The sequence below is a fragment of the Streptomyces kronopolitis genome, from assembly GCF_014646275.1.
Taxonomy (GTDB): Bacteria; Actinomycetota; Actinomycetes; order Streptomycetales; family Streptomycetaceae; genus Streptomyces; species Streptomyces kronopolitis.
The window spans coordinates 53,251-66,617 of record NZ_BMND01000028.1; the positions used below are offsets into that span (position 1 = coordinate 53,251).

Below are 13,367 nucleotides of genomic sequence, written 5' to 3' on the forward strand. Positions count from 1 at the left end.
CAGGCACCCCTTCGGGGCGGGCGTCCGCTCATCGCGGACCGCTCGCCCCGAAGGGATGACCCGTCCGTCGCCGGTTCGGCCCAGTCCGGCGGCAGGCACTCGGCCTGCGGGGCCCGGCGGTCAGGCGAGTACCTTCGCCTTGGCCTTCTGGAACTCCTCCTCGGTGATGTCCCCGTGGTTCTTCAGCTCGGCGAGCTTCGCCAGGGAATCCGCGTGCCGGGCGGTCTCGTCACCGGTCCCTGCGGTCTCCCGGAGGTAGTGCTGCAGCTGCTTCTGCTGCCGTTCGGCCTGCGCGTACTCCCGCTCGCTCATTCCGTGGCCGCGCGCGATCACGTAGATGAAGACGCCCAGGAAGGGCAGCACGATCACCAGGACGAGCCAGCCCGTCTTGGCCCAGTTGTTGATGTCACGGCTCCGGAAGATGTCACCGATGATCCTGAAGAGCAGGATCAGCCAGAGGATCCACAGAAAGATCAGGCACATCGTCCAGAACGCGTTGAGCAGCGGGTAGTCCATCGCGGCCTCCTTGTGACGCCGGTAGCCCCGAGCTCATCCGTCCCTCACGTCAAGGATCGTCGAGGTCGACGTCCAGCGCTACCAGATCGACGCCGGTGAGGGCCTGTTCCGTCCAGATCACCTTGCCGCTCGCGGTGTAGCGGGTCCCCCAGCGTTCGGCCAATTGGGCGACGAGGAAGAGGCCGCGGCCGCCCTCGTCCGTGGTGGCGGCCTGCCGCAGATGCGGTGAGGTACTGCTGCGGTCGGAGACCTCGCAGATCAGGGCGGTGTCGCGGATCAGCCGCACCCCGATGGGGCCGGCCGCGTACCGGATGGAGTTGGTGACCAGCTCGCTGAGGATCAGCTCGGCGGTGAACGCCGCGTCCGCCAGGCCCCATTCGATCAGCTTGCGGACCGCCGTGGCGCGTATGTGGGCCACGGCCGAGGGGTCCGGCGGCACCTCCCACTCGGCGACGTGCGCGGTGTCCAGCACCTGGGTGCGGGCCACGAGCAGGGCGATGTCGTCGATGGGGCGCTCCGGCAGCAGCACGCCGAGCGCGGCCTCACAGGTCTCCTCCGGCGTCCGCGCGGGATGGTCGGCCAGCGTGCGGCTCAGCAGGGCCATGCCCTCGTCGAGGTCGCGGTTGCGGTCCTCGACGAGGCCGTCGGTGAACAGCACCAGACGGCTCGCCTCGGGCAGCTGCCGGTGCCAGGTCTCGAACGGCAGCCCGCCGAGCCCGAGGGGCGGGCCGCCGGGCACGTCGGCGACCTCGGCGGTGCCGTCCGGCCGCAGCAGCAGGGGCTGGACGTGCCCGGCGCGCGCCATGGTGCAGTTCCCGGACGCCGGGTCGTAGATGGCGTAGAGGCAGGTGGCGCCGGTGACCGACCCCTCGGCGCCCTCGTCCTGGTCGATGCGGGTGACGAGTTCGTCGAGGTGCCAGAGGATCTCGTCGGGCGGCAGGTCCAGATTGGCGAAGTTGTGGACCGCGGTGCGCAGCCGGCCCATCGTGGCGGCGGCGTGCAGTCCGTGCCCCACGACGTCCCCGACGACCAGCGCCACCCGGGCGCCGGGCAGCGGGATGATGTCGAACCAGTCGCCGCCGACGCCGCCGAGTCCGCCGCGCCCCGCCTGGGCGGGCAGATAGCGGTAGGCCGCCTCGACCGCGTTCTGCTCCGGCAGGGCCCGCGGCAGGAGGCTGCGCTGCAGGGTGACGGCCATGGTGTGCTCGCGGGTGTACCGGCGGGCGTTGTCGATGCTCACCGCGGCGCGCGCGACCAGCTCCTCGGCGACGGACAGGTCCTCGTCCTCGAACGGCTCGGGCACGTTGGAGCGCCAGAAGATGGCCACGCCCAGGATGACGCCGCGGGCCCGCAGCGGCACCGCGATCCTGGAGTGGATGCCGTGCTGGACTATCTTTCTGGCCCGGTCGGGGCTCTGCAGATGCCAGCCGGTGAACGCCGCCAGATCCGCCTCCAGGGCCGCCTGCCCGCTCAGGAGGCTGGCGCCGAGGGCGGTGGCGGGCTCGAAGCGGATCAGCCGGCCGACGGGGTAGAGGCCGCTCTCGGGCGGCGCGCCGCTGAGCGCCGTGCGCCGCATCTCCACGGCCGCGCCGGAGGGCGGGGTCGGCTCCTCACCGATCAGCACGTCCTCGGCCAGGTCGACGGTGACGATGTCGGCGAAACGGGTGGAGCCGAACTCCACGAGCTCCTCGCAGGTGCGCACCACGTCCAGGGTGGTGCCGATCTCCGTACCGGCGTCGTAGAGCAGCTTGAGGCGGCCGCGGGCCACGTCGGCCCGGCCGGTGAGCGCCCGCAGCTCGGTGGTGTCGCGCAGCGTGGTGACGCTGCCCGGCGGTCCCCCGGCCTGGTCCGTCGAGCGCTGGTTGACGGCCAGCAGCCGGTCGCCGACCGGGTGGACCTCGTCGGTGACGACCCGGCCGGAGGCCAGCAGATGGGCGGTGGCGGGGTCGAGTCCCAGCTCGGTGACCGGCCGCCCCTCGACCTCGGACGGCAGGTCGAGCAGCCGGCGCGCCTCGTCGTTGGCCAGCAGCAGGCAGCCGTCACCGCCGACGATGATCACACCCTCGCGTACGGCGTGCAGCACCGCGTCGTGGTGTTCGTACATCCGGGTCATCTCGGCCGGGCCGAGGCCGTGGGTCTGACGCCGCAGGCGCCTGCTGACCAGTGCGGTGCCGCCGGTGGCCACGAGGAGGACGCCGGCCGCGGCGCCGAAGAGCAGCGGGAACTGGTTGTCGACGACGCCGCTGACGCGATTGACGGTGATACCGGCCGAGACCAGCCCGATGACCTTGCCGTTGCTGCCGAAGACCGGCACGACGGCCTGCACCAGGGGCCCGATGGTGCCGGTGATCCGCTCGGTGACCACCCCGCCGGCCAGCGCCGGTTTGATCGTGCCTACGAACTTCTTGCCGATGCGGTTGGGGATGGGGTGGGTGTAGCGGATGCCCTGCGTGTTCATCACGACGATGAAGTCGACCTCGGAGCGTTTGCGTGCGGCTTCCGTCCGCGGCTGCAGTACCGCGGTCGGATGGGCGCTCCGCAGGGCCGCCTCGATGCCCGGCGCGTTCGCGAAGGCCTCGGCGACCGCGACCGACCGGTTGCGGGCCTCGCGGTCTCCGTCGGCCCTGGATTGCAGCACGAGGGCCGCGATGGCGGCGGCGACGAGCAACACCACGATCGCCACCTGCAGGAGAAAGACCTGACCTGCGACAGTTCGCATCCTGAGAACCGAACGCGGGCGGCCGTAGCGTCCGGCCATGTCCTCTTTGTACACCTCCCGCATACGGTGGGCGAGCCGCGCGATGCGGAGCGCAGCAGCAGCGAGCGCCCGCGCTGCTGCCGGGCGGCCTCACGGGCTGTCAGAGGATCGTCCCGTGATCCGGGGCCGGGCGCCAGAGGGCGGAAAGTCTCGCGGGTAGGTTTTACTGGTACGCATATGCGAACCTCTTCGACGAAGAGGACATACACGGCGCTCGCGAGGCGCCGCGGCTCGGGGAACAAATCGCCCATGGTCCGGGCGGTTCATGTAACTCTTCCCACAGGGCCGGACGCTTGCCTGATCGGCACCGGGCGCCCGTGTGAGTCCGGCGTAAGCACGATATGCCTGGTCAGCCGCGCTCGCCAGGCGAGCGGATCCGGCCCGGGGGTGGTAAGGGGATGCCCCCTGCCGTGACGGGGGCGGGCCGGACGGTATGAGACGTTCGTGGGCATGCATGTTCCCGAGGAGATCCGTACCGAGGCGGCCGCGCTCATCGACCACCACGCGCTCGGGCTGTGGAAGCCGAGTGACGCCGACCGGCGGGCCGCCGTGTCGCTGTACCGCTTCCTCGAAACCGGTGTGCCGCTCACGAGCGAGCAGATCCGGGCCGCCCTTGCGCACGCGGAACCGCCGGCCGGGCTGCACGAGCGGCTGCTGACGCTGCTGGACGGGACCGCCCGCCTGCTCGACGACGCGGCGGTGGCCGACAGCCCCGCCGGCCGGGACGCCGTCGACCACGTATGCCTTCTGCTGGACGCGCTCGCGCTCTCCCGGCTCTCCGGGCAGTAAGCGGAAGGCCCGCCCGGGCAAGCGCGCCGGGCGGGCGGGTTCCGGGGCCGTGCGGCCTTATGAGGACTGCGGGGCGGCCGCCGCCATGGCGGGGGCCTGCTCGTCCTCGGGCACCGAGATCACCCAGTGCGTCTCCTGGCGGGGGCGCAGGTAGAGGGCCCAGTACCCGGCGGCGGCCAGCACGATCGCGCCGGTGATGGCGAGGCTCTTGACGCTCTGCTGGTAGAGCACCCACGCCAGCACCACGATCAGCAGCGCCGGGATCGCCGGCCACAGCGGCATCCGCCAGGCCAGCCGGTGCTTGTGCTCACCGCGGCGCGAGACCAGGGCACCCAGGGCGACGAAGACGTACATCGCGGCGACGGCCACGCCGGTGACCTCGCTGAGGGTGTCCAGGTTGACGAAGCACAGGGCCGCCCCGGGCACGCCGACCGCGAGGGTCGCGGCCCAGGGGGAGCCGAAGCGCCGGCCGACGTGCGAGAAGACGCGGTTGACCGGGGTGGGCCAGGCGGCGTCGCGCGCCGAGGAGAAGACCACCCGGGAGTTCTGGATCACCATCACGATCGCCGCGTTGATGATCGCCAGGGCGATGCAGAGGCTGACGAAGGTGCCGACGCCCGAGTTGCTCCACTCCTGCACCATGCCGGCGACGTCACCTGCGCCGAGGGTCTTCAGGTCGGGGGCGCCCAGGGTGATGGCGACGACCGGGATCAGGACGACGGCCGCGCCGATGGCGAGGGTCCACAGCACGGTGCGCGAGACGTTGCGGCGGGGGTTGTCCATCTCCTCGGCCAGGTACACGGCGGTGGAGAAGCCCTGGAGGATGAAGAGCGCGGTGGCCAGCCCGGCCACGATGAGGCCCCCGGTGACCGCGGCGCTGTGCCCGTTCCCGGCGTCGATGACCGGGTGGACCAGGACGGACGCGGGCCGCTGGGTGTGGGTGAAGCCGAGGAAGGCGACGACCGCGCTGGCCACGACCTCCAGCACCAGGAAGATGCCGGTGATCCAGGCGTTGGCGCGCAGATCGAGCAGGCCCATGGCGGTGGCCAGCAGCATCACCGCGGCGGCGGTCCACTGCGGATCGAGATGCACGATCGGGGCCAGATACTCGGCGGTGCCCAGCGCGATGATGGGCGGCACGACCATCACGACGATCAGCGAGAGTATGAAAACCAGCCAGCCGGCGAGGCGGCCCATGAGCGTGCCGACCATGGCGTACTCGCCACCGGAACTCGGTATCAGCGTGCCGAGTTCGGAGTAGGTGAAGGCCACCCCGACACACAGCAGCGCCGCGACGGCGATGGTCAGCGCGGTGCCCGTGCCCAGGGTGGCGAAGGAGTCCGGAACGATCACGAAGAGCGAGGACGCCGGGGTCAGACAGGACAGCGTGAGCAGGGTGCCGCCGACCACACCGATCGACCGGGTGAGTTTGGGGCTGGTCGCGGTGTCCCCCTCGGTGACCGCGCGGGTGTCCCGCTCAGGCGCTGCGGGGGCAACAGGCGTGTAGGGCATCTCGGTATCCGTATCCCATCGGTGCTGGCGGCATGAGGGGTGCTGCATGTGGGGGGAACGCCGTAAAGCGGCGCGAACCCGGACAACCGCGTTTCCGCTTTGGTGACCGAATACAACCCCCGCCGACGACTCCCGTCAAGACCCCGTTAACGGTGTGAGACAACGAAATCCGCAGCATCGCCCGCCACTTGGAACGCTTATCCACGATCCAGGGACAGAATCCAAGCGGATATCGCGGCCGGACGGGGCAGCGGGAGAGGCTCGCGGGCACCGCCGAATCCGTAGCGGTCCCGGCGGATCCGTGCCCGCCGCGTCACCCCTTGTGCGTGTGCACCCGGGCGATCAGCAGCGCCACGTCGTCGTGGTCGTGCTCGTCGCGCAGGGCGGCCAGCAGGCGGTCGCAGAGCACTTCCAGGTCCTGCTCGGGCTCCGCCAGCAGCTCCAGCAGGGTGTCCAGCCGGGCGTCAATCGGCTGGTCGCGGGTCTCGATCAGCCCGTCGGTGTAGAGCACCAGCTGATCGCCGTCGCGCAGCGGGACCGTGGTCCGCTCGAAGGGGACGCCACCGACGCCGAGCGGCGCGCCGGTGGGCAGGTCCAGCAGCTCCGGCGGCCGGTCCGGCCGCAGCACGATCGGTGGCAGATGCCCGGCGACGGAGACCCGGCACTCGGTGCGGTGCGGGTCGTACACGGCGTACAGGCAGGTGGCGAAGGCCGGGTCGAGGCCGCCGGCGATGTGGTCGAGGTGGCGCAGCACCTCGTCCGGGTCGAGGTCGAGGTCGGCCAGGGCGCGGGCGGTGGTGCGCAGCTGTCCCATGGTGGCGGCGGCGTTGATGCCGCTGCCCATGACGTCGCCGACGACCAGCGCGGTCTTGTCCCCGGCCACGGGTATCGCGTCGAACCAGTCGCCGCCGACCTCGCTGGCCGCCTGGGCGGGCTGGTAGCGGTAGGCGATCTGCATGGCCGTGGGCTGCGTCGGCCGGTGGTTCATCAGATGGCGCTGGAGGGTGAGCGCGGTGCGGCGTTCGCTCTGGTAGGAACGCGCGTTGTCGATGCAGACCGCCGCCCGGGCGGCCAGTTCCACGGCGAGCACCGCGTCGTCCTCGTCGAACGGCTCCGGATTGCGCACGCGGTAGAGCGACAGCGCGCCGAGCACCTCACCGCGGGCGATCAGCGGGACGGCCAGATAGGAGTGCAGCCCCGCCTTCTTCAGCAGGGCGGCCCCCTGCGGGTCCGCGGCGATGTGCGGCAGGTCCTCCTCGCCCACCTGGGAGACCAGCACCGGGCGCGCCTCGGTCACACAGCGGGTGATCAGCCGGTCGGCCTCGTAGGAGGCGATCTGGCCGGTGGGGTCGGCGGCGCGGGCGGCCTCGGTGGAGTAGGCCGTGGAGACCGCGAGCGCCCGGAAGCGGGCCGGGCCGCCGCGGGCGAGCGAGGTCGGGCGCCGCCCGTCCAATACGGCGTCGAGGACGTCGACGGCGGCCAGGTCCGCGAGTTCGGGGACGATGACGTCGGCCAGTTCGTGCGCGGTCTGGTCGACGTCGAGGGTGGTGCCGACGGTGGCGGAGGCGTCGGCGATGACGGCCAGCCGCCTGCGGGCGCGGGCCGCCTCGGTGGCGGCCCGGTGCTGCTCGGTGACGTCCACGACCGAGGTGGCCAGCCCCAGCACCCGGCCGTGGGCGTCCTCCAGGCGGTAATACGACACCGACCAGGCCTTGTCGGCGTGCGGATCGGAGGCGGTACGCCCGAGGGTGAACTGGTCGAGCATCGGCGTACCGGTGTCGAGGACCTCGCGCATGCTGGCCACGATGGTGTCGGTGTCCAGGAAGGAGAGCGCCTCGCGGACCTCGTGGCCGATGTGCCGGTCGGCCGGCAGCTCGTTGATGCGCTCCAGCGCGGGGTTGACCATGACGAAGCGCAGCGAGGTATCCAGGACGGCCAGGCCGATCGGCGACTGGGCCACCAGCCGGACGGACAGCGCCAGATCGCGCTCCACCCGCCGCAGCACGGCCTGGTCGGTGGCGATGCCCAGGGCGTAGGACTCGCCGCGCTCGTCCAGCAGCCGCATGTTGCGGAATTCGACGAGCCGGGTGCTGCCGTCCTTGAGCTGGACCGGGAACACCCCCGCCCAGCTCTCGCCGCCCGACATGACCTCGGTGAAGAGGTTCAGCACCAGATCGAAGTGCTCCGGTCCGACCAGCAGCTGCGCGGCGGACCGGCCGAGCGCCTCCTGCGCGCTCCAGCCGAACAGCGCCTCGGCCTGCGGACTCCACAGGGTGATCCGTCCGTCCGCGTCCAGCATCACGGCGGCCACGCCGAGCACGTCCAGCAGGCCGCCTGGCTGCCCCGTTGCGGCCCCTACCCGGGCCGCACCTTCGGGGAACGCGTCGGTCGCACCCATCCAGGCACTCCTTCCGCCGGTCATCACGGACCGACAGCCGTGGCGCTCTCCGTACATCGGCCGAATCTCACTGTGCTTCCGCTGTTCTCCATCATCTCTCGACACGGGACGGACCTGCAGGGAGAGCGAGATCCGCAGGCCGGCCGCGATCCGTGCGCGAGCGAGCATTATCCGACGCCGTTCGCAGGTGGGCGACCGTGTTGACGATATTCACAGCGAGGTTTCCGGCCGGGTTGTGCGGCGCGAAGGGGCGTGCGGGCCGCCGGCGCCCCGCACGGGACGGGTGTGCGCCCGTTGCGACTTGGAGTTCTTGATCTACAGGGTCTACGCTGAGAACCCTTGGTTGCCTGTAGCAACCAACTGCCGCGAGACCGCACCGGCGCACAGGCTGCGCCCGCCGGCGTCAGGAGGAAGCCCGACATCATGCCCAGCACCGCCCCGACCTTCCGCACGTACGTGGAGGAGAACCTCGATGTCCTTAGTGCCGACCCGGCGCGCGAGGCCCTGGTCCACCAGGGCCGTCGCGTCACCGCGGGTGAGTTCCGCGCCCTCGTCCACCGCCTGGCCCGCGCCCTGCGCGCCCGCGGCGTCGACCGCGGCACCACCGTCACCCTGCTGAGCGGCAACCTCCCGGAGACACTCGCCGCCCGCTACGCCGCCAATCTGCTCGGCGCCCGGGTCAACTTCCTCTACAACAAGCTCTCCGCCGAGTCCCAGGCCGACATCGTCCGCGATGTCGAGACCCGCGCCCTGATCGTCGACCCGCGCCTGGCCGAACGGGCCGCCGAGGTCACCGCGCTGGCGCCGGTGCCGGACGTCCTCGTGCTCGGTCCGGCCAAGACGGGCGGCGCGGACCTGCTGGAGCTGGCGGCCGGCGAGTCCGACGAGCCGTTCGCCAGCCGGGCCCGGCCCGACGACGTGTGCACCATCCGCCACACCGGCGGCACCACCGGCCACCCCAAGGGCATCTGCACGACCTTCACACAGGCCCGCTGGTTCCACGGGGTGCTCCGGCAGGAGCCGGAGTCCGGGCGCCGGCAGCTGGTCTGCACGACCCTGGCGCACGCCGCGGGCGTGATGGCCGACAGCACCCTGCACGCCGGCGGCACGGTCGTCCTGCTCGACGACTTCGACCCGGCGACCGCGCTCGCCGCCATCGAACGCGAGCGCATCACCGAACTGTTCCTGCTGCCGCCGCTGCTCTACCAGCTGATGGACCACCCGGACGCGCAGCACACCGACACCTCCAGCCTGCGGATGGTGACGTACGGCGGCTGCCAGGCGTCCCCGGCGCGGATAGCCGACGCGATCCGGATGTTCGGCCCGGTGCTGATGCAGGGCTACGGGCAGAACGAGGCCGGCGGCATCAGCATGCTCACCCCGGAGGACCACGACCCCGAGCGCCCCGAGCGGCTGCGGTCCGCGGGCAAGGTGCTGCCGGAGGTCGAGGTGGCGATCCGCGACGAGGCCGGCCGCGACCTGCCCGCCGGTGAGCACGGCGAGGTCTGCGTCCGCTCCGACATGATCATGCAGGGGTACTGGAAGCAGCCCGAGCTGACCGCCGAGGTGCTGCGGGACGGCTGGCTGCACACCGGGGACATCGGCTTCCTCGACGAGGAGGAGTACCTGACCATCGTCGACCGGATCAAGGACATGATCGTCGTGGTCGGCGGCCATGTGTACACCACGGAGCTGGAGGACCTGCTGAACTCGCACCCGCAGGTACTGCAGAGCGCGGTGTTCGGGGTCCGCGACGCCGACCGCATGGAGCGGGTGCACGCCGTCGTCGTCCGGGCGCCGGGCGGCACCGTCGACGCCGCGGAGCTGGGCGCGATGGTGCGGACCGAGCGCGGCGCGATGTACGAGCCCGCACGCCTCACCTTCGTCGAGGCGCTGCCGCTGACCGACGCCGGGAAGCCGGACAAGAAGGAACTGCGCCGGCAGGCCGAGCAGGAGTCCGGCACCGCCGGATGACCGCAGCGACGGGCCGCCGCAGCTGAGCGCCACGACGGCCCGTCTGTTCTGCTTCCGGTCAGAGAATGCCCAGCAGACCGAAGCCGAACGGGAAGCCGAACAGACCGCCGAAGCCGAAGCCCCCACGGCCGAAGCCGCCGAAGTTGCCGAAGCCGCCACGGCCGAAACCACCGCGGCGACCGCCGTCGAAGCCGCGGTCGAAGCCGCGGTGGTGGCAGTTCTGGCGGTGGTGGTTGCGGCCGTGGTCGGCCTGGGGGGCGGCAGAGGCGATGCCGGCGAGCGGGACGACGGTGGCGGCGGCAATCGCCGCAGCAGCCACGGAGCGACCTATGAACTTGCGCATTGCGTTTCTCCTGTTTGGCAGGAAATCGGACAGTCGATGAGTACCGCGCACCGCCCAAAACCCCGCAGACACGACGAACAGCCACTCGAACGGCCCCCGAAATTGCTCCAGTCGCGCTAACGAATCAGGGCCGTCCGCCCCACCCGCCGCGCCGGTCACAGCAGGAGGACGACGAGGGCCGCGTCGTCGGTGGCGCCGCCGGGCGGCAGCAGCTCCACCAGCAGCGCGTCGGCCAGTTCCTCGGCGCCGGCGCCGCGGTGCCGGGTGAGCGCCGCCGCCAGCCGTCCCAGTCCGACGTCGATGTCCTCGTGGCGGCGCTCGATCAGCCCGTCGGTGTACAGGACCAGCACCGCCCCGTCCTCGAAGGCGACCCCCGCCTCGGGGCGGGCCACGTGCTCGGGGCGCGCGCCCAGCGGCGGGTCGGTCGCCCCGTCCAGCAGCTCCACCGTGCCGTCCGGGTGCAGCAGAGCCGGCGGCAGATGGCCGGCGCTGCTGTAGGCGAGGGTGTGCGTGGGCCAGTCGACGACCGCCTGCACCGCGGTGGTGGACTCGGCGCCCTCCACCGACCGGGCGTAGATGCCGAGCACCTCCAGCGCCCGGGCCGGGCCCTCGGTGACCAGGGTGGCGGCGCTCAGCGCGCTGCGCAGCTGGCCCATGACGCAGGCGGCGTCCAGCCCGTGGCCGACCACATCGCCGACGGACACCGCCATCCGGTCGCCGGACAGTTCGGCCAGGTCGTACCAGTCGCCGCAGACATTGAGCGCGCCGACCGCCGGCCGGTAGCGCACCGCGGCCCGGTGGTGGCCGACGAGCCGCGGCGCGGGCAGCATCGCCTCCTGGAGGGCCAGCACCACCTCCCGCTCCCGGTCGTGGGAGCGCCGCAGCCGGTCGTTGACCTCCTGGAGTTCCTGGGCTCGGCCGAACAGCTCGGCCTCCATCCGCTCCCGGTCGCCGCCGTGGTGGCGGGCGCCGACCCGGACGATGTCGGTGACCTCCTCGACCCGGTGCACGATCAGCCGCACCCGTCCGTCGGGGCCGAGCACCGGTGCGTTGACCGGGCTCCAATACCGCTCCTCGAACACGCCGGGGCGGCCGGGCGGTTCGATGTCGTAGCGCTGCAGCGCCATGGTGTCGCACCGGCCGGTGGCCAGTACCCGCTCCAGGGACGCCCGGAAGTTGCGTATCCCGGTCGCGGCGGGGTCGTCCGGATTGTCGGGGAACGCGTCGAAGAGGTAGCGGCCGACCAGCTGGCCGCGTTCCCGTCCGGCCCGCTGCAGCAGCGACTCGTTGACCTCGGCGATCACCAACTCCGGGGTGAGCAGCAGCACTCCGCCCGGCAGCGCCTGGAACACCGCCGCGTAGTCGATCTCCACGCGGCTCATGTGCGCCCCGCGCCCGGGGGCGGGGCCGGTGTGCGCCGGGTCCCGGGGTGCAGGTGGGCGCAGAGGAAGGCCACGGCCAGCGCGGCGGCCATCGCGTAGAAGACCGCCCGGTTGCCCTCGGCGAAGTCGCCGCGCACCGCGTCCAGCACCTCGGGCGGCAGCCGCGAGGCCGCGTCGCCGGCCGGCGGGCGGCCGCCCTGGCCCGCCGGCGTGCCGGTCAGGCCGTGGGCCAGTTCGCGGGAGGTGGCGGTGGACAGCCCGCGGTCCTTGAGGCTCTCGACGATCCGGTCGGTGGTGGTGTGCGCCAGCACCGTGCCCAGGACGGCCAGGCCCAGGCCGGCGGCGTAACCGCGGACGGTCCGGGTGACGCCGGTGGCCTCGCCGCGGGCCGTGCCGGCCGCCCGGCCTGCGGCGTCGGTCGAGGCGGGCGCGAGCAGCAGTCCGATGCCGGCTCCGGCCAGCACGATCCAGGGCCACTGGGCGGTCAGCGACAGGTCCGTCATCTCGTGCGCCCACAGTGCGAAGCCCACGGCGGCCAGCGCGGTACCGAGCCGCAGCGCCGTCCGGGCGCCGTACCGGTCGAGGAGCCGGCCGCCGAACTGCGCCGCGACGCCGAAGCCCGCGAAGAAGACCAGGAGATACAGCCCGGCCTCGTTCGGCGACGAGCCGAGGGCGACCTGTGCGTAGACCGAGGCGAAGAAGAACACCGGGACGAACGCCGCCATCGCGAAGAAGAGCACGACGGCATCGGCGACGTAGGCGCGGTCCCGGAACACCCGCAGGCCGAGCAGCGGGTGGCGGGTGCGCAGTTCGAGGCGGACGAAGACCACCAGCGCCAGCAGCCCGCCGAGGGTGCACGCCCAGGTCGCCGGGGCGGCCCAGCCCCAGGTGCCGGCCTGCTGGAGGCCCAGCACGCTCAGGACCGTACCGGCGGCGAGCAGGAGCGCGCCGCGCCCGTCCAGGTGTCCGCGGCGGGCGTCGTCGGGGAGGTGCGCCAGCAGCGTCAGCACGACGGCGGCCAGCGCGACCGGCACATTGACCCAGAAGACGGCCCGCCAGGTCCAGGTGGTGAGCCAGCCGCCGAGGACCGGTCCGATCGCGGTCAGCACGCCGGACAGCCCGAAGAACAGGGCCAGGGACCGCCTGCGGCGCGCGGCGGGCACGACCATGCCCACCACGGCGAGCGCCGCGGGGAACATCAGGGCCGCGCCGACGCCCTGCCCGGCCCGGCACACGATCAGCCAGGCCAGTGCGGCATCCCCGTGCGGCACGGCGCCGCACAGCGCGGCGGCGAGGAGGAAGACCACCGTGCCCACGAGCATGATGCGGCGGTGGCCGAGCAGCTCGGCCAGCCGCCCGCCCAGCGCGCAGCACGCCGCGAGGGCGAGCAGATAGGCGTTGACGACCCATCGGATGCCGGCAGGGGTGAGGCCCAGGTCCTCGGCGATCCGCGGCGCCGCGATGGACACCAGCGTCTGGTCGATGAAGGTCATCGACACCGCGAAGAGCACGGCCGCCAGCGAGAGCGTCCGGTGCGCCGCTCCCGTCCCGGCGTCCCGCTGGGCCTCCGGCGCGCGCCGGGCTGTCGCCTCCGGTGCGTTCCTGTCGTGCGCCACGTGCGACATGTTCCCGTCCGGGCCGGGCGGGCGCATGCCGGGGGCGGGGGCCGGGCGGTCCTCGGCGCCCCGGGTGGCG

9 protein-coding genes are annotated in these 13,367 nt (G+C 72.5%); 2 read left to right on the top strand and 7 right to left on the bottom strand.

The features are described 5' to 3' along the window. Positions 1-120: 120 nt before the first annotated feature. Together IEY78_RS25415 and IEY78_RS25420 are read right to left on the bottom strand one after the other, a co-directional pair. Positions 121-516, bottom strand: coding sequence for an SHOCT domain-containing protein (locus IEY78_RS25415; RefSeq protein ID WP_189102055.1), 396 nt, complete (start codon positions 514-516; stop codon positions 121-123). A 49-nt stretch (positions 517-565) separates the two neighbouring features. Beyond that, positions 566-3,274 (bottom strand): SpoIIE family protein phosphatase, encoded by a 2,709-nt coding sequence (locus tag IEY78_RS25420; RefSeq protein ID WP_189102057.1) that lies wholly within the window; start codon positions 3,272-3,274, stop codon positions 566-568. A 450-nt stretch (positions 3,275-3,724) separates the two neighbouring features. Between IEY78_RS25420 and IEY78_RS25425 the strand changes: the two genes are divergently transcribed. Continuing rightward, a complete protein-coding gene (locus IEY78_RS25425) occupies positions 3,725-4,063 on the top strand; it encodes a hypothetical protein (RefSeq protein WP_189102059.1) in 339 nt (112 codons plus the stop codon). Between the two features lie 57 nt (positions 4,064-4,120). Here the strand turns inward: IEY78_RS25425 and IEY78_RS25430 are convergent, their stop codons facing one another. Both IEY78_RS25430 and IEY78_RS25435 read right to left on the bottom strand, forming a co-directional pair. Next, positions 4,121-5,575, bottom strand: a complete 1,455-nt coding sequence (locus tag IEY78_RS25430; RefSeq protein ID WP_229700167.1) for an APC family permease — start codon at positions 5,573-5,575, stop codon at positions 4,121-4,123. A gap of 313 nt (positions 5,576-5,888) precedes the next feature. After that, positions 5,889-7,973, bottom strand: coding sequence for a SpoIIE family protein phosphatase (locus IEY78_RS25435; RefSeq protein ID WP_189102061.1), 2,085 nt, complete (start codon positions 7,971-7,973; stop codon positions 5,889-5,891). 423 nt (positions 7,974-8,396) lie between these two features. On the opposite strand from IEY78_RS25435, the gene IEY78_RS25440 reads away from it, so the two are divergent. After that, positions 8,397-9,947, top strand: coding sequence for an AMP-binding protein (locus IEY78_RS25440; RefSeq protein WP_189102063.1), 1,551 nt, complete (start codon positions 8,397-8,399; stop codon positions 9,945-9,947). 58 nt (positions 9,948-10,005) lie between these two features. On the opposite strand, the gene IEY78_RS25445 is transcribed toward IEY78_RS25440, so the two are convergent. From IEY78_RS25445 to IEY78_RS25455, 3 genes are all read right to left on the bottom strand, one after another. Further along, on the bottom strand, positions 10,006-10,290 hold the full coding sequence (locus tag IEY78_RS25445) for a hypothetical protein (RefSeq protein ID WP_189102065.1): 285 nt from the start codon (positions 10,288-10,290) through the stop codon (positions 10,006-10,008). Between the two features lie 155 nt (positions 10,291-10,445). Beyond that, positions 10,446-11,672, bottom strand: a complete 1,227-nt coding sequence (locus IEY78_RS25450) for a PP2C family protein-serine/threonine phosphatase (protein WP_189102067.1) — start codon at positions 11,670-11,672, stop codon at positions 10,446-10,448. After that, positions 11,669-13,288 (bottom strand): MFS transporter, encoded by a 1,620-nt coding sequence (locus IEY78_RS25455; protein ID WP_373294241.1) that lies wholly within the window; start codon positions 13,286-13,288, stop codon positions 11,669-11,671. Before IEY78_RS25455 ends, IEY78_RS25450 begins: the two co-directional genes overlap by 4 nt. Positions 13,289-13,367 lie beyond the last annotated feature (79 nt).